Annotated in this window: 17 protein-coding genes; 12 read left to right on the forward strand and 5 right to left on the reverse strand. The window is 68.9% G+C overall.

All coding sequences use genetic code 11. From position 1 onward, the window contains the following. Positions 1 to 65: 65 nt before the first annotated feature. Genes SAOR_RS10100 through pdeM form a run of 4 tightly spaced genes read left to right on the forward strand, consistent with a single transcriptional unit; the run spans position 66 to position 5,176 of the window. Positions 66 to 1,706 (forward strand): ATP-dependent DNA ligase, encoded by a 1,641-nt coding sequence (locus SAOR_RS10100; RefSeq protein WP_123631315.1) that lies wholly within the window; start codon positions 66 to 68, stop codon positions 1,704 to 1,706. Further along, a complete protein-coding gene (locus SAOR_RS10105) occupies positions 1,703 to 2,005 on the forward strand; it encodes a YbaN family protein (RefSeq protein ID WP_123631316.1) in 303 nt (100 codons plus the stop codon). The genes SAOR_RS10100 and SAOR_RS10105 overlap by 4 nt, the downstream gene beginning before the upstream one ends. Beyond that, a complete protein-coding gene (locus tag SAOR_RS10110) occupies positions 1,998 to 4,487 on the forward strand; it encodes a ligase-associated DNA damage response DEXH box helicase (RefSeq protein ID WP_123631317.1) in 2,490 nt (829 codons plus the stop codon). Before SAOR_RS10105 ends, SAOR_RS10110 begins: the two co-directional genes overlap by 8 nt. Further along, entirely contained in the window at positions 4,484 to 5,176 is a 693-nt protein-coding gene (pdeM, locus tag SAOR_RS10115; RefSeq protein WP_185015637.1) for a ligase-associated DNA damage response endonuclease PdeM, read from the forward strand. The genes SAOR_RS10110 and pdeM overlap by 4 nt, the downstream gene beginning before the upstream one ends. 328 nt (positions 5,177 to 5,504) lie before the next feature. Here the strand turns inward: pdeM and SAOR_RS10120 are convergent, their stop codons facing one another. Then, the gene (locus tag SAOR_RS10120) at positions 5,505 to 6,188 is read right to left on the reverse strand and encodes a DUF2057 family protein (protein WP_123631318.1); all 684 of its coding nucleotides are present in this window, start codon (positions 6,186 to 6,188) and stop codon (positions 5,505 to 5,507) included. Positions 6,189 to 6,341: 153 nt separating this feature from the next. Between SAOR_RS10120 and djlA the strand changes: the two genes are divergently transcribed. After that, positions 6,342 to 7,136 (forward strand): co-chaperone DjlA, encoded by a 795-nt coding sequence (djlA, locus tag SAOR_RS10125; RefSeq protein WP_123631319.1) that lies wholly within the window; start codon positions 6,342 to 6,344, stop codon positions 7,134 to 7,136. Here the strand turns inward: djlA and SAOR_RS10130 are convergent. Continuing rightward, a complete protein-coding gene (locus SAOR_RS10130; RefSeq protein WP_123631320.1) occupies positions 7,100 to 8,020 on the reverse strand; it encodes a LysR family transcriptional regulator in 921 nt (306 codons plus the stop codon). The two genes, djlA and SAOR_RS10130, sit on opposite strands and share 37 nt — an antisense overlap. A 179-nt stretch (positions 8,021 to 8,199) precedes the next feature. On the opposite strand from SAOR_RS10130, the gene wrbA reads away from it, so the two are divergent. From wrbA to SAOR_RS10155, 5 genes are all read left to right on the forward strand, one after another. Further along, positions 8,200 to 8,802, forward strand: a complete 603-nt coding sequence (wrbA, locus tag SAOR_RS10135; protein ID WP_123590739.1) for an NAD(P)H:quinone oxidoreductase — start codon at positions 8,200 to 8,202, stop codon at positions 8,800 to 8,802. 17 nt (positions 8,803 to 8,819) lie between these two features. Then, positions 8,820 to 9,416: a nitroreductase family protein gene (locus SAOR_RS10140; RefSeq protein WP_123631321.1), complete on the forward strand. Its 597-nt coding sequence runs from the start codon at positions 8,820 to 8,822 to the stop codon at positions 9,414 to 9,416. Between the two features lie 111 nt (positions 9,417 to 9,527). Further along, the gene (gene betT / locus SAOR_RS10145; RefSeq protein WP_123631322.1) at positions 9,528 to 11,525 is read left to right on the forward strand and encodes a choline BCCT transporter BetT; all 1,998 of its coding nucleotides are present in this window, start codon (positions 9,528 to 9,530) and stop codon (positions 11,523 to 11,525) included. A gap of 856 nt (positions 11,526 to 12,381) precedes the next feature. Beyond that, positions 12,382 to 13,038: a rhomboid family intramembrane serine protease gene (locus SAOR_RS10150; protein ID WP_123631323.1), complete on the forward strand. Its 657-nt coding sequence runs from the start codon at positions 12,382 to 12,384 to the stop codon at positions 13,036 to 13,038. 146 nt (positions 13,039 to 13,184) lie between these two features. Further along, positions 13,185 to 14,270, forward strand: a complete 1,086-nt coding sequence (locus tag SAOR_RS10155; protein WP_185015638.1) for a TRAP transporter substrate-binding protein — start codon at positions 13,185 to 13,187, stop codon at positions 14,268 to 14,270. A gap of 45 nt (positions 14,271 to 14,315) precedes the next feature. On the opposite strand, the gene SAOR_RS10160 is transcribed toward SAOR_RS10155, so the two are convergent. After that, positions 14,316 to 15,686 carry a TRAP transporter large permease gene (locus SAOR_RS10160; RefSeq protein WP_123590734.1) on the reverse strand — a complete coding sequence of 457 codons (1,371 nt, stop codon included), beginning with the start codon at positions 15,684 to 15,686 and terminating at the stop codon, positions 14,316 to 14,318. Then, positions 15,686 to 16,258, reverse strand: coding sequence for a TRAP transporter small permease subunit (locus SAOR_RS10165; protein ID WP_123631324.1), 573 nt, complete (start codon positions 16,256 to 16,258; stop codon positions 15,686 to 15,688). Before SAOR_RS10165 ends, SAOR_RS10160 begins: the two co-directional genes overlap by 1 nt. A gap of 615 nt (positions 16,259 to 16,873) precedes the next feature. Here SAOR_RS10165 and SAOR_RS10170 point away from each other — a divergent pair. After that, positions 16,874 to 17,374: a CC0125/CC1285 family lipoprotein gene (locus tag SAOR_RS10170; protein ID WP_123590732.1), complete on the forward strand. Its 501-nt coding sequence runs from the start codon at positions 16,874 to 16,876 to the stop codon at positions 17,372 to 17,374. Between the two features lie 222 nt (positions 17,375 to 17,596). On the opposite strand, the gene SAOR_RS16935 is transcribed toward SAOR_RS10170, so the two are convergent. Then, entirely contained in the window at positions 17,597 to 17,848 is a 252-nt protein-coding gene (locus SAOR_RS16935; RefSeq protein ID WP_221179947.1) for an energy transducer TonB, read from the reverse strand. Positions 17,849 to 17,911: 63 nt separating this feature from the next. On the opposite strand from SAOR_RS16935, the gene SAOR_RS16940 reads away from it, so the two are divergent. Continuing rightward, positions 17,912 to 18,313 (forward strand): hypothetical protein (locus tag SAOR_RS16940; RefSeq protein ID WP_221179948.1); only part of this gene is annotated, 402 nt, incomplete at its 3' end.

The following is an 18,313-nucleotide window of genomic DNA, read 5'->3' on the forward strand; positions in this document are numbered from 1 at the left end:
GCGTCAGAAAAAATTCATCCATTCGGATCGACGATTCGCGCGATTCGCGCGAAACCTGCGCCCTGATGCGCGCTTTCACCCGTCTCTACACCCGGCTGGACGCCACCACGGCGACCAACGACAAGGTCGCGGCCATGCGCGACTACTTCGCGAGCGCGCCGCCGGCCGACGCGGCGTGGGCGGTGTCGTTCCTGTGCGGACGGCGCATCAAGCGCCTCATCCCGACCGCGCGCCTGCGCGAATGGGTCGCCGAGGCGGCCGACATGCCGCTCTGGCTGGTCGAGGAGAGCTATGCCGCGGTCGGCGATCTGGCCGAGACCGTGACCCTGCTGCTCGACGCCCAGGCGGTCACGCCCGGCGAGTCCGGGTTGGACGTCGCCCTCCACGACTGGGTCGAGCAGCGGATCCTGCCGCTGCGCTCGATGAGCGAGGCCCGGCGCCGCGAGGCGGTCACGGGCTACTGGCGCGAACTGCCACTGGAGGCGCGCTTCGTGCTCAACAAGCTGCTCACCGGCGCGTTCCGCGTGGGCGTGTCGCGCCGACTCGTCACGCGGGCGCTGGCCGAGACCGCCGACATCGAGCCCGCGCGCATCGCCCATCGGCTGATGGGCCGCTGGGAACCCACGCCGGCTTTCTTCGAGCGGCTGCTCGATCCGGCCGACCGCGGCGAGGACGCGGCCCAGCCGTATCCGTTCTTCCTCGCCTCGCCCATCGAGAACGCGCCGGTCGCGCGCGTGGCCGATCTCGGCGCGCGCGACGACTGGCTCGTGGAATGGAAATGGGACGGCATCCGCGCCCAGCTCATCCGGCGCGGCGGCGAATGCCATATCTGGTCGCGCGGCGAGGATCTCATGGCCGGCCGCTTTCCGGAGCTGGAGGCCGCCGCCCAGCCGCTGGCCGACGGTTCGGTGCTCGACGGCGAGATCCTGGCCTGGGCCGCGGGCGAGCCGCGGCCGCTGCCCTTCGCGCGCCTGCAGCGGCGCATCGGTCGGCTCAAGCCGTCGGCGAAGATGCAGGCGGCGCATCCGGTGCGTTTTCTCGCCTACGATTTGCTCGAGCACGCCGGCCACGACATTCGCGAGTGCGCCATCGAGACCCGGCGCGCGCGGCTGGCCGAGGTGCTGGCGGAAAGCGACGCGCGGATCGCGCTGTCGGCTCCCGTGACCGCCGAAAGCTGGGACGATCTCGCGGCGTTGCGTGCGCGTTCGCGGGAGTTCGCCACCGAAGGATTCATTCTCAAGCGAGCCGGCTCGCCCTACCGGGTCGGCCGGGTGCGCGGCGACTGGTGGAAATGGAAGGTCGATCCGTTCAGCGTCGACGCCGTGCTCCTCTACGCCCAGCCCGGCCACGGACGGCGCTCGAATCTGCTGACCGACTATACTTTCGGCGTCTGGGACGGCGACGCGCTCGTGCCCTTCGCCAAGGCCTATTCGGGGCTCACCGACAGCGAGATCGGCCAGCTGGATCACTGGATCCGCCGGCACACCATCGACCGTTTCGGGCCGGTACGGGCGGTCGAGAGCGCCCACGTCTTCGAATTGCACTTCGAGGGCATTCAGGCGTCCAAGCGACACAAGTCGGGCATCGCCGTGCGCTTCCCGCGGATCGCGCGGTGGCGCCACGACAAACCCGTAGCCGAGGCGGACCGGCTGGCCGACGTGAAGGCGCTGCTGCCCGCCGAAGACAGGACAGAGGTCGACGCATGACATCCGACAGCCCATCTCAGACCACGGACCGACGCCATATCCGCTGGCAGGACATGACCTGGCGGGACTACCTGCGGGTGGGCCTCGGCGTGGTCATGTTCATTCTGGGCATCCTCGGGCTCGTCCTGCCGGTGCTCCAGGGCGTGCTGTTCCTGATCATCTCGGCGATCCTGCTGGCGCCGTATTCGCGCTGGGTGCAGAAACAGCTCGACCGCGGCGAGGCGCGTTTCCCGTGGGTTGCGGCCAGGGCCCGCAGCATCACCCAGCGCTGGAGCCGCAAAGCCCGCTCGGATGAGTGACGGCGGCGGGCGGCCGGCGCCGGAGACGGCGCATGCCGTCGATGCGCGCATCGAGGGCTGGTTCGCCGACCGCGGCTGGCAGATCTTCGATTTCCAGCGCGAAACCTGGGCCGCCTGCGCGGCCGGCGAGTCGGGGCTGATTCACGCGCCGACCGGCACCGGCAAGACGTTGGCGGCGTGGTTCGCGGCCGTGGGCGACTGGCTGAATCGGGCCGAGGACGACGGCATCACGCCCGGTCTGACCGTGCTCTGGATCACGCCGTTGCGGGCGCTGGCCGCCGACACCACCGCCCATCTGGCGGCCAGCGCCGCCGAACTCGGCCTCAACTGGACGGTGGAGCGGCGCACCGGTGACACCGCATCGAGCGTGAAGGCGCGTCAGCGCCGGCGCCTGCCGAGCGCGCTGGTGACCACGCCGGAGAGTCTGGCGTTGCTGCTGTCCTACGCCGAGCACGAGCGCCTGTTCGCGAGCCTCGATGTGGTCGTGGTCGACGAGTGGCACGAACTGCTGTCGACCAAGCGCGGCGTGGCGCTGGAGCTGTGCCTGGCGCGTCTGCGGGCGCTGCGGCCGGGCCTGCGCACCTGGGGGCTGTCGGCCACGCTGGCCAACCTCGAGCAGGCCAGAGACGCCCTGACCGGGGGCGCGCCGGGGCGGCTGGTGCGCGGCATGACGCCGGCGGCCACCCATATCGACGCGCTGGTGCCGGAGACCATCGAGCGTTTTCCCTGGGCCGGCCATCTCGGTACACGGCTGGTCCAGCCGGTCATCGAGGCGCTCGAGGCCGCCGAAAGCACGCTGCTGTTCACCAACACCCGCGCCCAGGCCGAGCTCTGGCACCAGGCGATCCTGCGCGCCCGGCCGGACTGGCTGGCCCGGGTGGCGCTGCACCACGGCTCGCTGGACCGGGCGTTGCGCGAGCGCGTGGAGGCGATGATCGCCGACGGGCAGCTGGCCTGCGTGGTCGCCACCAGCAGCCTCGATCTGGGTGTGGATTTCTCGCCGGTGGATCAGGTCATCCAGATCGGCAGCCCCAAGGGTGTCGCCCGGCTGCTCCAGCGAGCGGGGCGTTCCGGCCACCGGCCGGGCGTGGCCAGCCGCATCCTGTGCGTGCCCACCCACGCCTTCGAGCTGGTCGAGATCGCCGCGGCCCGGCGCAAGGCGCTCGCCGGCGAGATCGAGGCGCGGGAGCCGCTGACCGGCGCGCTGGACGTGCTCGCGCAGCACATCGTCACGCGCGCGCTCGGCAGCAGCGCCCGCGGCGGGGTGTCGGAGCAGGCGCTTCACGCCGAGGTCACCGCCACGCTGGCCTATCGCGACCTCGGTGACGCGGCGTGGCAGTGGACGCTGGATTTCGTCACCCGCGGCGGCACGGCGCTGTCGGCCTATCCCGAGTTCCGCCGGGTCGACCGGGTCGACGGACGGCTGACGGTGGGTGATCGCCGTATCGCCCGGCGTCATCGCATGACCATGGGCACGATCACCTCGGACGCGGCCATGAGCGTGAAGTGGCTCAAGGGCGGGCGCATCGGTACGGTCGAGGAGCGTTTCATCGCCCAGCTCACGCCGGGAGACGTGTTTCTGTTCTCCGGCCGGCTGCTGGAGCTCGTCCGGGTGCGCGAGCTGACCGCCTACGTGCGCGCCGCCAGGCGGCGAAAGCGCCATGTGCCGCGCTGGGCCGGCGGCCGGCTGGCGATTTCGGGCACCCTGGCCGACGCCATCCGCGGGCTGATCGAGCAGGCCCGTGACGGCGACTATCGCGAGCCGGAGCTCGCCGCGATTCGCGGCCTGCTCGAGGTCCAGCGGCAGTGGTCGGCCCTGCCGGGGGCCGATGAACTGCTGGTCGAGCACGTGACCAGCCGCGAGGGCCGGCACTGGTTCTTCTATCCCTTCGCCGGGCGGCTGGCCCACGAGGGGCTGTCCGCGCTGGTGGCGTGGCGGCTGGCGCGCATGCACGCCGCCACGTTCCGTTTCTCGGTCAACGACTACGGTTTCGAGCTGGTCACCCGCAGCCGGGTCGAGTTCTCGGCCGCCGAGCTGCGCGCCGCGCTGTCGAGCGAGAATCTGATCGACGATCTGCTGGCCTGTCTCAACGCCGCCGAGCTGTCCAAGCGCGCCTTCCGGGACATCGCCCGCATCGCCGGCCTGGTGTTTCCCGGCTACCCCGGCAGCCACAAGAGCGCGCGCCAGGTGCAGGCCTCCAGCGGGCTCGTCTACGACGTGCTCGCCCGCTACGATGCCGACAATCTGCTGCTCGATCAGGCGCGCCGCGAAGTGCTCGAACGCGAGCTGGAGCTGGGACGCCTGCGCGGCGCGCTCGATCGCATCGACGGTCAGTCGTTGCGGCTGGTCTCGCCGCGGCGGCTCACGCCGATGGGTTTTCCGCTCTGGGTCGAACGGGTCGCCAGCCAGGTCAGCAACGAATCCTGGCGCGATCGCGTCGAACGCATGACCGTGCAATTGGAAAAGGCCGCCGATCGTTGACCCTCGCCCGCGCCGAAGCCGCCGAGCCCGAGCATGCCGCGCTGGACATTGCCGGCGAGCGGCTGATCCTGCGCGCGGATCGCAGCGTGTACTGGCCGCGGACGGCGACGCTGTTCGTCGCCGACACCCACTTCGGCAAGGCCGGGGTGTTCCGGCGCCACGGCATGGGCCTGCCGCAGGGCACGACCGATGCCGATCTGGCCCGTCTGGGGGCGGCGATCGCGGCCACGGAGGCGTCGCGGGTGGTCGTGCTGGGCGATTTCGTGCACGCGCCGCCGGCCGCGGACGAACCCTGGCTGGCCCGCTTCGCCGCGTGGCGGGCCGGTCATGCCGGCGTCGACTTCCGCGTGCTGCGGGGCAACCACGATCGCATGGACGCCGTGCCGGCGGCCTTCGATGTGGACTGGCAGGCCGGCGCTCGGCTGGAGGCGCCGTTCGTGTGTCGGCACGAGCCGGCGCACGACCCGCGCGGCCCGGTGCTGGCGGGGCACCTGCATCCGGTCGTGGTCCTGCGTGACGGCGGCGAGCGCCTGCGCCTGCCGGCGTTCTGGGCGCATGCCGAGGGCCTGGTGCTGCCCGCGTTCTCGAGCTTCGCCGGCGGTGCGGCGGTGACGCCGGCCGCCGGCGACCGGCTGTTCGTGATCGGCGGCGACCGGGTGATCGAGGTCGCCACCGGCGCCGACCGCTGAGCTGCGCCCTCGCTGTCCCCAGCGCCTGTTAACACCTCATACGAGCGCCGTGCTGGAGACCGCACATCGTGTGCGGCAAGGCGCGAGTCGCCGATCGTGGCGAGCCACGCTCAAGACCTTGAACGCCGCAGCGCGCCCGCGGTCGTCTCATGGGCGGCCCAACCCGAAGGGCCAGGCGCCCCCATGAAACGGCCAGGATGCGGCAATCCAATGTTGTTGCACGCTGGCGCAGAACGACTGCGCGGCGCGCACGACGCTTGGTGTTGCCGCCCATGGCCGCTTTTCCGGAAGCGCGGGGGCGCGGCCTTGCATGAAGCGTTGGCCGATCCTAGTCGGCGGTCTCGCGCCAGGCCTCGAAGCGCGCGCGCTCGGCGCTGCCGGCGTTGTTCCACCAGTATTTGAGCATCTCGTAGGCCTGCGGGCTGCCCGCGGCCGGCGCAGCCGCGGGCTCGTTCGCGTTCGCCGCGCTGGCACCGGCATCCGCGACCGGCGCGTAGACGGTGTTGCCGCGGCGAATGGTCTCGGCTTCCGGCTCGGCCACCGAGATCGAATCGCTGACGGCCTCGCCGCTTTCGCGCGACTGGATCTCGAGCGTAGGGTCGGCCGCGAACGCCTGCCCGGTCGCCGGCGTGTCCGGCTGGGCGCCGACCACCGCGTAGTCGCCCCCGGGTCGGGCGTCGAAGGTCACCGTGATCGGCTCTGAGAGCACCCGGGCGTAATCGTCGCTGCGGTCGGCGTCGTCGTCGATCAGGTCGAAGTAGCGCAGCACCAGCGTGTGCCGGCCGGGGGCCACGGACAGCCGCTGGTCGCGGGCGTCGAAGGTGTAGAAGCTGTCGCGGATGGTCTCGCCGTCGAGCGCGGCGACCTGGAACTGATAGGGCACGAACAGGCGGGCGGCGTCGGCGCCCTCGGCTGTGCCGGTGTCCAGATCACGGACGCTGGCGCAGCCGGCCGTCGCGAGCATGGCGGCGGCGATCAGCAGAAACTCGAAGCGACGGAAAGTGCGTGGCATCTCGGCCCCCTGGTGGCGGATCACGATCGTGCGGCGCCGCGGGCGCCGGAACGCGGCCACGATGCGACGTCAATGTGACCGCGGTATGACAACGGGATGACGCTCGCGCCGGCGATTCGGCATGCGGGGGCCGGGCCGGGTAGAATCATGCGCATGCTTATTGCCATCATCATCGGCGCGCTCGCCGGCGGCGCGGTGTTCGGTCTGCCGGGCGCTCTGCTCGGCGGTGTGCTCGGTTTCTGGGCCGCGCAGCTGATCGCCATGACGCTCATGAAGGGCGCGCTCGGCACCATCCGCGCGCAGTTTCTCGACTCGACCTTCGCGGTCATGGGGGCGCTGTGCAAGGCCGACGGCCAGGTCACGCGCGACGAGATCCGCGTCGCCGAGGATCTGTTCGGCAAGCTGCGCCTGTCCGAGGATCAGAAGGCCCGGGCGCGCGCTTCGTTCAACCGCGGCAAGACCCCCGGCTTCGATCTGGATGCGGAGGTCGCGCGGTTCGTGAAGGTCGCCCGCGGCCAGCGCGCGCTGCATCAGATGTTTCTGCAGGTGCAGATCGCGGCGATCGCGGCCGATGGCAAGGTCAGCGATGCCGAGCACGACACGCTCATGCGGGTCGCCCGCGATCTCGGTCTGTCGGAGGCCGAGATCCGTCAGCTTGAGGCGATGCTGTCGGGGCGCAGCGGTCAGACCTCCGGCGACGGCATGGGCTCCAAGCAGGGTGTGGACCCGGCCGAACAGCTGCAGCAGGCCTACGATGTCCTCGGCGTGGACAGCGATGCCAGCGACGCCGACATCAAGAAGGCCTATCGGCGGCAGATGAGCCAGAATCATCCGGACAAGCTTGCCGCCAAGGGCATGCCCGAGAGCATGCGCGAGATGGCCGAGGAGAAGACGCGCGAGATCGGGGCCGCCTACGAGCGCATCTGCGAGGCCCGCGGCATCGGCTGATCCCGGTCGCCGCCCAGGCGTCGGATGAACCACTCCAGCGCCCGACCGGGCGCGCCCGAGCGCCACAGCAGCCAGGTCTGTGCGGCCTCGCGCGGCCGCTCCAGGGGCAGCTCGACCAGCCGTCCGGCGGCCAGCGCCTCGGCGACCCAGGCCCGCGGCACGTGGCCGACACCGAGTCCGTGTTCGAGCGCAGCCACCTTGCTCGCCATCGAGGCCACGGTCAGCCGGGGCTGGCCGTCGAGCAGGCCGGCATCGCGCGGCGACAGTCGGCGCGCGCTGTCGGCGACGACCACCGCGCGATGGCTGCGCAGCTCGTCCTCGGTGACCGCGTGCGTGCGCTCGGCCAGCGGGTGATGCGGCGCGCAGCAGAACGCGAACGCCACGTCCGCATAGGCGGTGCGCCGGACGCCGGCGCCGGCCGGCGGGTCCGCGACGCCGACGGCCAGATCCACCCGATCGTCGATCAGCGCCTCCCAGGTGCCGCCGAGCACTTCTTCGGTCAGGCGCACGTTGATCGCCGGATGCTCGGCACCAAAGGCCGCGATCGCCGGCCAGAGATCGGTCGGCGGTATCAGGCCGTCGACGGCGATGCGCAGTTCCGGCTCCCAGTTGTCGGCCACGCGCCGGGCCGCGGCTCCGAGTTCGCGGGTCGCCGTCAGGATGCGCCGGCCCTCGTCCAGCAGCAGTCGGCCGGCCGGGGTGAGCACGGCGCGGTGGCCGCTGCGGTCGAATACGGCCACCCCGAGGTCGTTTTCAAGCTGGCTGATGGTGTAGGAGATGGCCGACGGCACGCGGTAGAGGGCCGCCGCCGCCGCGGCGAAGCTGCCGTGGCGGTCGATGGCGTCGAGTGCCTCGAGCGACTCCAGTCGCAGTGGGTTGGTCATGAGGGGCGTGGCGCGTCCAGGCGTTCGAAAAGTTTGAACGAGTATGCCAAAAGGCTTCGCTTTTCTTGCCATCGCCACGGCCGTAGCGTTGCGGATAGGGCGCGGCCGGAAACGCGCCGGCATGTGCATCGATCGATGGCGCGTCGCGGCGCGCCGATCCAAAAATCAAGGAGCCGACAATGAAGAAGATTCTGGTGCTGTACTACTCGATGTATGGTCATATCGAGACGCTGGCCAATGCGGTCGTCGAGGGCGCCCGGGGCGTCGACGGCGTGAGCGTGACCCTCAAGCGGGTCCCCGAGACGATGCCTGCGGATGCCTTCGAGGCGGCGGGCGGCAAGACGGATCAGCCGGCGCCGGTGGCCGAGCCCGGGGAGCTGGCCGACTACGACGCGGTGATCTTCGGCTCGCCCACGCGTTTCGGCAACATGTCCGGCCAGATGCGCACCTATCTCGACCAGACCGGCGGCCTCTGGGCCAACGGCGCGCTGGTGAACAAGCTCGGCAGCGTGTTCACCTCGAGTGCGACGGGTGCCGGCAACGAGACCACGATCACCTCGTTCTGGAATACGCTGGCCCATCACGGCATGCTCATCGTGCCGGTCGACTACGCGGGCGCCCAGGAGCTGTTCGATATCTCCGAACTGCGCGGCGGCTCGCCCTACGGTGCCTCCACCTATGCGGGGGGCGACGGTTCGCGCCAGCCGTCGGACAAGGAACTGTCGATCGCGCGCTATCAGGGCGAGAAAGTCGCCCGGCTGGCGGTGCGCATGAACGATTAGGCAATCCAGGAGCCGCGATGAACAAGAACGCCGAGACCGACCACCCGATCCACAACACGCTCGCGGTGCGGTGGAGCCCGTACGTCTTCAGTGCCAAGCCGGTGGCGATCACCGATCTGCGATCGCTGTTCGAGGCCGCGCGCTGGGCGCCGTCGTCCTACAACGAGCAGCCCTGGCGTTACATCGTCGGCCTCAAGGGCGAGGGCGAGACCCATCGGCGCATTCTCGACTGTCTGGCGGAGGGCAACCAGCCCTGGGCGCGGAACGCGCCGGTCCTCGCGCTCGGCGTCGTCATGCGCAACTTCAGCGCCAACGGCAAGCCGAACAAGGCCGCGCCGCACGATCTGGGTCTGGCGACCGGCAATCTGGTGACCGAGGCCACCACCCGCCGCCTGTATGTCCACCAGATGATCGGTCTGGACCCCGAGGCCGCGCGCGAGGCCTTCTCGATCCCCGAGGATGCGGAGGCGTTCACCGCGATCGCCATCGGCTATCGGGAAGCCGCACAGGCCGGCGATTCGGCCCTGCACGCGCGCGAGGACAAGCAGCGCACGCGCCGGCCGCTGGGCGAATTCGTGTTCACCGGCAACTTCGGCGACCCGGCCGGGTTCTAGCGTTCGCGCCGGCCGCGCCGATCCCGCTGGCGTCCTGCGACTGTCGTTAGACGACGACAGGCATGTTATAGATAGAAAGGGGATTACCGCAGACAAGGCGACAAGTGACACATGAGTGACGACCAGCCGACGAAGGCGGGTATCAACCCGCCGGTGTTCTATCCGTCCGTGATCGTGATCGGCATATTGGTCGTGTTCGGCGCGTTGATGCCGGACGTGGCCAATTCGTTTTTCAGCGGCATGCAGAGCTGGCTGATCGAGACCTTCGGCTGGCTGTATCTGTCCGCCGTCGGCGTCTACCTGATCTTCTGCATCGTGCTGGCGGCCTCGCGCTACGGGCAGTTCCGACTGGGGCCGGATCACAGCGAGCCGGATTTCAGCTATCTGTCGTGGTTCGCGATGCTGTTCTCGGCCGGCATGGGCATCGGGCTGATGTTCTACGGCGTGGCCGAGCCGGTGCTGCATTACGACAACCCGCCCACCGGTGAGGCGTCGACGGCTCTGGCCGCGCGCGAATCCATGCGGTTGACCTTCTTTCACTGGGGCCTGCACGCCTGGTCGGTCTATGCGGTCGTCGGCCTGTGTCTGGCGTACTTCAGTTTCCGCCGCAACCTGCCGCTGCGTCTGAGCTCCGCCTTCTATCCGCTGATCGGTAATCGCATCTACGGCCCCATCGGCCACGCGGTGGACGTGCTGGCGGTGTTCGGCACGCTGTTCGGCGTGGCCACGTCGCTGGGCCTCGGCGCGCAGCAGGTCAATTCCGGCCTGAACTTCGTGTTCAACGTGCCGGAGGGCATCACCACGCAGATCGTGCTGATCGCGATCATCACCGCCATGGCGACGCTTTCGGTGGTACTGGGCCTGGACGGCGGTATCCGTCGGATTTCGGAGCTCAACCTCTGGCTTGCGGCGGCGCTGCTGCTGTTCGTGCTGGTGCTGGGGCCGACGCTGTTCATCTTCCAGTCGCTGTCGCAGAACATCGGCAACTATTTCTCGAGCATCGTCGACATGACGTTCAACTCGTACGCCTATACGGGCGACGAGGATACCGACGGCTTCATGAGCGGCTGGACCCTGTTCTACTGGGCGTGGTGGATCTCGTGGTCGCCGTTCGTCGGTATGTTCGTCGCGCGGGTCTCGCGCGGCCGGACCATCCGCGAGTTCGTGCTCGGCGTGCTGATCGTGCCGGTGGGCGCCACGTTCCTCTGGTTGACCGCCTTCGGCGACACGGCGCTGCACATGATCATGGCCGACGGCGCTACCGACCTGGTCGGTGCCGTCAACGAGAGCACTTCCACAGCGCTGTTCTACTTCCTCGAACAGTTCCCGCTGACCTGGCTGACGTCGGTTCTCGGCACGATCCTGGTGGTGACGTTCTTCGTGACGTCCTCGGACTCCGGTTCCCTGGTCATCGATATCCTCACCGCCAAGGACGGCAGCGAGCCGCCGGTCTGGCAGCGGATCTTCTGGGCTGTGCTCGAGGGCGTCGTGGCGGTCGTGCTGCTGGTCGCCGGTGGCATCGGCGCGCTCCAGGCCGCATCGCTGGCCTCGGCGCTGCCGATTACCATCATCATTCTCATCATGGCCTACTGCCTGTACAAGTCGCTGAGCGTCGAGGCGATCAAGCAGGACAGCATGCGCAGCGTGATGAACACGCCCTATAACGTGGCCGGCTTCGGCGCCGGCGGCTGGGAGCAGCGTCTGAAGACGCTGGTGTCCTCGCCGCGTCGGACGCAGATCGACAGCTTCCTCAAGGAGACCGTCGAGCCGGCGATGCAGGAGGTCGCCCAGCAGTTCGAGGAAAGCGAGATGGCGACCCAGATCAACTGCGAGGAGGACCGCTGCTATCTGCGCGTGGAGCACGGTGCGGAGATCGACTTCGTCTACGGCGTGCGCGCACGCCGGTTCACCGCGCCGTCGTTCTACATGGGCGCCCTCAAGGGCGAGCCGCCGGGCAGCGGCAAGGGCCGCGAGCACTACCGTGCCGAGGTTTTCCTGCGCGAGGGCGGCCAGCAGTACAACGTGGTCGGCTACTCTCGGGAGCAGCTGATCGGCGATATTCTCGACCAGTACGAGAAGCACCTGCACTTCCTCTACCTGGTTCGATAGTCCGTCCCGAAAACGGGCCCGGCACTGCTTCTGCGGTGCTGGGCCTTTTTCATGGGCGCGGGCACGACGTGTCGCTGCTTCGACCGTCGCATCGTCCGGTGTCGGTCTATTCCGGCGGATCTCGGGGGCGGTGATCCCTTCATGTGGAATAGTCGAGCGACGCCCCGGTGTGGCCCTGTCGTGCCGCCCGAGGCTGTCCGAGCCCGCATGCCTGCGTGCCCGGTGGCGTGCAATCGCCCGATCTGGGTAGGTAGTCTCGTCACGCGGGGCCATCGTTTCGTGCGCTCGACGGCGCCGGTTCGATGTCAGCGGCACCGTGCCCTGACCCGGGCGTTGCCGCGTGATGGAATGCGCGGTTGCTCGGGGCGAGGCCGGATCGGCGCGCTGTTGGGTTCGCGTCGGGCATTCACCGACCAATGACGGAGGTCGGGTCGCTCCCGCCGTCGCCGCCGGCCGGGTGGATGAGTCATTCGTTGGACCCGCGTTACCCGGGTCGTCTTCCCCAGTCCCCGACGAGGGCGCAGCCGTTCATTCGTGCGCGTCATCCGATCAGCGGGGCGGCGCGGGTCATGATCGATGGGCGTGCCGAGGGGCGGGGCCTGGGATGGTGATGCGGCCGGGCACTCCAAGGGCTCAGCGCACGCCTGGTCGGAGCGGATCGGCGCGGCTAGCGCTTTCGTGTCGACGCCGAGGCGTCCCTGTCGGATCGACGTCGACGGTGCCGTGGCCGCATGGCGGTCGACTGCTCGGTGCGAGCCGGTACCGGATGGGCTCGGCGATCCTCGCTGCTTGATTCGAGTCCGGACGTGGATGGGTTATCCTTGACGCGTTTTACTCGCCTTCGGCCGACTCGCCCATGCGCCAGGATCCCTTTGCCGTGACCCGCGTGCCACCGATGATCAAGTGGCTGCTCATCGCCAACGGTGTGGGCTTCCTGTTTCTGCTGTATGCCGCGGAACCCGCGATGCAGTACTTCGCGCTGTGGCCCTTCGGCGAATACCGGGTGGGTACGTCGAGCGGGCCCGGCACCGTGGGTTTCGAGTTCTGGCAGCTCCTGTCCTACGGTTTCCTGCACGGTGGCTTCGGGCACCTGTTCTTCAACATGTTCGGCCTGTGGATGTTCGGTCGCGTCGTGGAGCAGGTCTGGGGGGGGCAGCGTTTTCTCATCTACTACCTGGTCTGCGTGGTCGGCGCCGGAGTGACGCAGGTTGTGGTGCTGTATCTGTTCTCGCCGGGCGAGGTGGTGCCGACGGTCGGTGCGTCGGGCGGGCTGTTCGGGGTGCTGCTCGCCTTCGGCATGATGTTTCCCAACGCCCGCGTGATGCTGCTCATACCGCCGATCCCGATGACCGCGAAATGGCTGGTGATCGGCTACGGTGCGCTCGAGCTGTTCTTCGGCGTCACTGGCACGCAGGCGGGCGTGGCCCATTTCGCGCATCTGGGCGGCATGGCCTTCGGTTTCGCCATGATCATGTACTGGCGCCATAATCCGCCGGGGCGCGGGGCCGGCTAGTCGCGCCTGCGGCCAAGGTCGACTTCCTCCGGGCGCCCGGCTGCGGCAGGCTGGGGCCGCTTTTGTATTCGACAACAATCCGTCGCACGTCGGGCCGCGTGGCCCGCGGCGTCGCGGCGCGGGCTGACAAGAGGAGCCATATCGACATGAAACGACGCCATTTCCTGACCGGTGCCGCCGGGGCCGCGGCCGCGGCCAGCAGCGTGTTCTCGCCGTTGGCCATCGCCAAGAACAAGACCTTCAACCTGGCCATGGTCACCTCCTGGCCGACTTCGCTGGACACGTTGTTTGGCACCGCGCAGTACATCGGCCGCGCGATCGAGGCCGCCACCGACGGCGATGTGACGGTCGAGGTGTTTCCCGCCGGCGAGCAGGTCGGCGGGCTGGAAGTCTTCGACAGCGTGGCCAGCGGCGCCTTCGCGCTCGGGCACACGGCGTCCTACTACTACATCGGCCAGAATCCCGCGCATGCCTTTTTCACCGCCATGCCGTTCGGCCTGACCGGCATGCAGCAGAACGCCTGGCTGCAGTCCGGCGGCGGCGTGGACCTGTGGAACGAACTCAACGCCCGCAGCAATCTGATCGCCTTCACCGCCGGCAACACCGGCGGCCAGACCGGCGGCTGGTTCAACAAGGAGATCAACAGCCCGGCGGATCTCAAGGGACTGAAGATGCGTTTCCCCGGCCTGGGTGGCCAGGTGATGGCGCGCGCCGGCGTCAATATCCAGAACCTGCCCGGCGGCCAGGTCTATTTCGCCCTCGATCGCGGCACCATCGACGCCGCCGACTGGGTCAGCCCCTACGACGACGAGATCCTCAAGCTGCACGAGGCGGCCAAGTACTACTACATGCCGAGCTGGGCCGAGCCGGGCGCAACGCTGGGACTCTACGCCAATCTCGACATCTACAAGGACCTACCCGCCGATATCCGCGAGATCATCCAGACGGTCGCGCGTGCCGCCAACGAGCGCATGTTCTCGGAGTACATGGCCAAGAACGGCCCCGCGCTGCAGCGGCTGATCGACGGCGGCGCCGAGGTGCGCACATTTCCGGCGGAGGTGCTGCAGGTGCTGGAGAAGTACACCGACGAGATCCAGGCCGAGCACGCCGAACAGGACAAGTTCTATGCCCGGGTCTACGAGCAGTGGACGGGCTTTCGGGACAGCGTGCGGACCTGGACGAATGCCAGCGAGTATCGCTATCTGCGCTACGTGAACGGCGATCTCGCCTGAACGCGGCCGCGGCGATCGCCGTGCGGTAGCGGCGCCGGGGCGGTGCTACCGCACGGCGTCGCTCAGGTGCGGCAGCCAGAGCACGATCTGCGGGAACAGCCAGAGCAGAACCAGCGCCAGCAGCTGGATGGCGATGAACGGCATTACCCCGCGATAGATGTCGATGGTGCGGATCGCCGGCGGCGCCACGCCCTTGAGATAGAACAGCGCGAAGCCGAACGGCGGGGTCAGGAACGAAGCCTGCAGGTTCAGCGCGATCATCACGGCGAACCAGAGCGGATCGACGCCAAGCTTGATCGCGATCGGCGTGATCACCGGGACCACGATGAAGCTGATCTCGATGAAGTCGATGAAGAACCCCAGCACGAAGATCACGAGCATCGTGAAGAACAAAAAGCTCAGCGTGCCGCCGGGCAGGTTCACCAGCATGTCGTCCACGAGCCCGGGTCCGCCGAGGGCGGCGAAGACCATGGTGAAGGCGGTCGCGCCCAGCAGGATCACGAAGACCATCGCCGTGAGCTTGACGGTCTGATCCATCACCGCGCGCAGGTTCGGCCAGTTCAGGCGGCCGTTGGCCAGTGCCAGCAGCGAGGCGCCGAGCGCGCCCATGGCGCCGGCCTCGGCGGGGGCGGCGATGCCCGCGAAGATGGTGCCGAGCACGACCAGGATGAGCGCCAGCGGCGGCGCCATCATGACCGCCATGCGCATGAGCAGCCGACGTGCGCCGAGATTTCGTTCGGCCGCGGGCAGGGCCGGCGCGCGTTCCGGATAGCGCAGGGCCACGAAGGCGATCCAGGCGATGAACAGCCCGGCCAGCAGCACGCCGGGCAGCAGGGCGCCCAGGAACAGATCGCCCACCGAAACCTGCATCTGATCGCCCAGGATGATCAGCACGATGCTCGGCGGGATGATCTGGCCGAGCGTGCCCGAGGCGGCCACCGTACCGCTGGCCAGACCCTTGTCGTAGTTGTACTTCAGCATCACCGGCAGCGCCAGAACGCCCATGGTCACCACCGAGGCGCCGACCACCCCGGTGGAGGCGGCCAGCAGGGTGCCGACCACGACCACGGAGATCGCCAGGCCGCCGCGCATGCGGCCGAACAGCAGCCCCATGGTCTCGAGCAGGTCCGAGGCCAGCCGGGATTTTTCCAGCATCACGCCCATGAACACGAAGAACGGTACGGCGACCAGTTCGTAGTTGTTCATGATATTGCCGAAGATGCGCCCCGGCAGGATATTGAGCCGGGCCACGCGGAACGCCGGTTCCCAGGGCAGCGTGACCCCCATGTCGGGCAGCAGGTCGCTGCCGATCAGGGTGAATAGCACGGCCGTGCCGCCGAGGCTGAAGGCCACCGGATAGCCGATGAGCAGCAGGCCGATCGCGGCCGCGAACATCCACAGGGACAGGTAATCCATCAGAGTGCGTCCGCGCGCTCGGCGGCTTGGGCCGTGCCGCTCTCGTCGACGCGGCGATGGCCGGTCAGCAGCGCGGCGTTCTTGATGATCTCGCTGATGCCCTGCAGTAGCAGCATGCCGAAGGCCACCAGAATCACGGTTTTGATCGGGTAGCGCGCCAGGCCGCCGGGGTTGGGGCTCTGTTCCATCACCGCCCAGGAGCGTTCGACGTAGCCGTAGCAGAAGTACAGCCCGAAGACACAGAACGGAATCAGGAAAACGAGCGTGCCGAAGATGTCGATGGCGGCACGCGCCCGCGCGCCGAGACGGCTGTAGATGATGTCCACCCGCACATGGGCGTCGGCGCGCAGTACATAAGCCGCGCCCAGCAGGAAGATCAGATCGAAGGCATAGGTCTGCAGCTCGAGATAGACGTTGGCACTGAGCTGCATCCCCAGATACTGGCCGAGATAGCGGGTGATGACGTTGTAGGCGCCGATCAGCACCATGGCGGCGGTCAGCCACCACATCAGCTTGCCGACCCCGTTGGACAGCGCGTCGATGACGCGCGCCAAGGCGAGCAGTATGGACATGCGTATCTCCCCGGCGGCGGCGACAGGCCGCGTCGAACGCGCCATTCTAGCGAACACGGGGCCGGGGCGCCGAGCCCGTGGCGGTCGTCCGGGCGACGGTCGCACGCTCGGGGCGCGGGCGTGCGCAGTCCCGTGTCGCGGTCTGCCGGCGCATGACGCGGGCCCGAAACTGCGCGATATCTGCACGCGTGTTCGTATCAAAGCTACTTCGATCGTGCGGCGACCGGCGACCGGCGACCGGCGACCGGCGACCGGCGACCGGCGACCTTGCGTACGAGCGGTGCCGTTGTCGGCCGGCGACCTGTTCGTAGGCCGTTGCCATCAGGCTGTGGCTCGTCGCCCGACCGGGGCCATCGGAAGGCCGGTCGCTTGGCGAAGCAGTCGGGTAACGGACTTCGCTGCGCATCGGCGTTGTGGCCGCCTCGGCCTGCGCGCCAAGGCGAAGCGGGCAGGCTCGCCGCCGTTGCGCATCCGGGTGCGCCCGGCGCGTGGCTTGAGCTGCCGAGAGAGCGTCCACGGCCGGCCTCGCCGGCAACTCCGGCCGCGCATCGGCGGCGACTGCGACGCCGTTCCGAGGGTGCATCCAAACGGCCGGGTTCGAGTTATAGTGGAGACATGAAGTCACGCATCGCCATCGTCGCGCTGATCTGTGCCGTGCTCACCGCGTGTGCGAGCGGTCCGGCCTATCGTCCGGCCGCCGAACCGGGCGATTTCGGCTATCGCGACAACGCACTGACCAGCGATCGCTACCGCGTGAGCTTCGCCGGCGACTACGGCATGGCACGCGAAACGGTCGAGAATTACGCCCTGTTCCGGGCCGCCGACGTGGCCCTCGGCCACGGTGCCGATCGTTTTCGGATCACCTCGCGCGAGACGTCCCCGGTGACCAGCTATTCCGGCGGCGGGCCGAGCACCAGCATCGGCTACGGCTGGGGCTATCCCTTCTGGGGTACGAGCATCGGCTATTCCACCGGCGGGCAGAGCCGGACCCGCTACGAGACCGTGCTGGAGATTCAGCTCGGCGACGAGCTGCCCGACAACGGCGCGGACGTCTACGACGCGGAAGAGCTCAAGCGCAACCTGGCGCCCTCGGTCGCGGCCGGCGACGAGGCCTGATCGCCACGCGATCCATGCGCCTCGGTTATCGCCTCGCTGGGCTGAGATAGCGCAGCGCCCGGTCGGGTCCGGGCATCGGCCGCATTCCGAGTCCAACGCCTTCTGGCGGCCGGCCGGCAGCCGCGTTCCGGCGATCTTCGCCATCATGGAGCCTCGTTGGGCCTTGATCGCTTGATCCGCGCGGGTCTGGCCCGGTGGCGGGAGGCGCGGGTGACGCGTCGCTCAGCGCAGCTTGAAACTCACCGGCACCGTCAGCGCCAGCCGCTGCATCGACACGCTGTCCGGTAGCGCCGGCAGCGGATCCGCGCGCTTGATCATGTTCTCCACCGCTTCGTCGAGCAACGGGTGCCCGGAGCTCTTGCGGATCTCCCATTCGAGCACGTTGCCGTTGCGGTCCATCACGAAGTAGAGCGTGGCCGTACCCTCCTGGCGCAGGCGCCGCGCCCGCCGCGGGTACTCCTTGCTCCTCGCCAACCAGGCGCGTAGCTCGCCGCGGTAGTCGGCGGGGGTGTCGGAGACGCTGCCCGTCGATCCGGATTGGGCCTGCTCGCCGGTCGTCGATGCCTGAGCGCGGGCATTGGTTGCGTTCGAGCCCCCGGCCGGCTCGGCTGCCGTCGCGGTCTGTGTGGCGGCGTCCGGACGCGCGTCCTGTCGTTCGGGCTGCGGCGTGGGCTCCGGCGTGGGCTCCGGCGTGGGCTCCGGTTCGGGCTCTGGTTCAGGTTCCGGTTCGGGCTCTGGTTCAGGTTCCGGTTCGGGTTCCGGTTCGGGTTCCGGTTCGGGTTCCGGTTCGGGTTCCGGTTCCGGTTCCGGTTCCGGTTCCGGTTCCGGTTCCGGTTCAGGCTCCGGTTCAGGCTCCGGTTCAGGCTCCGGTTCAGGCTCAGGCTCCGGTTCAGGCTCAGGCTCAGGCTCAGGCTCAGGCTCAGGCTCAGGCTCAGGCTC

Origin of the sequence: Salinisphaera orenii subsp. orenii MK-B5 (genome assembly GCF_003788635.1) — a bacterium.
Taxonomy (GTDB): domain Bacteria; phylum Pseudomonadota; class Gammaproteobacteria; order Nevskiales; family Salinisphaeraceae; genus Salinisphaera; species Salinisphaera orenii.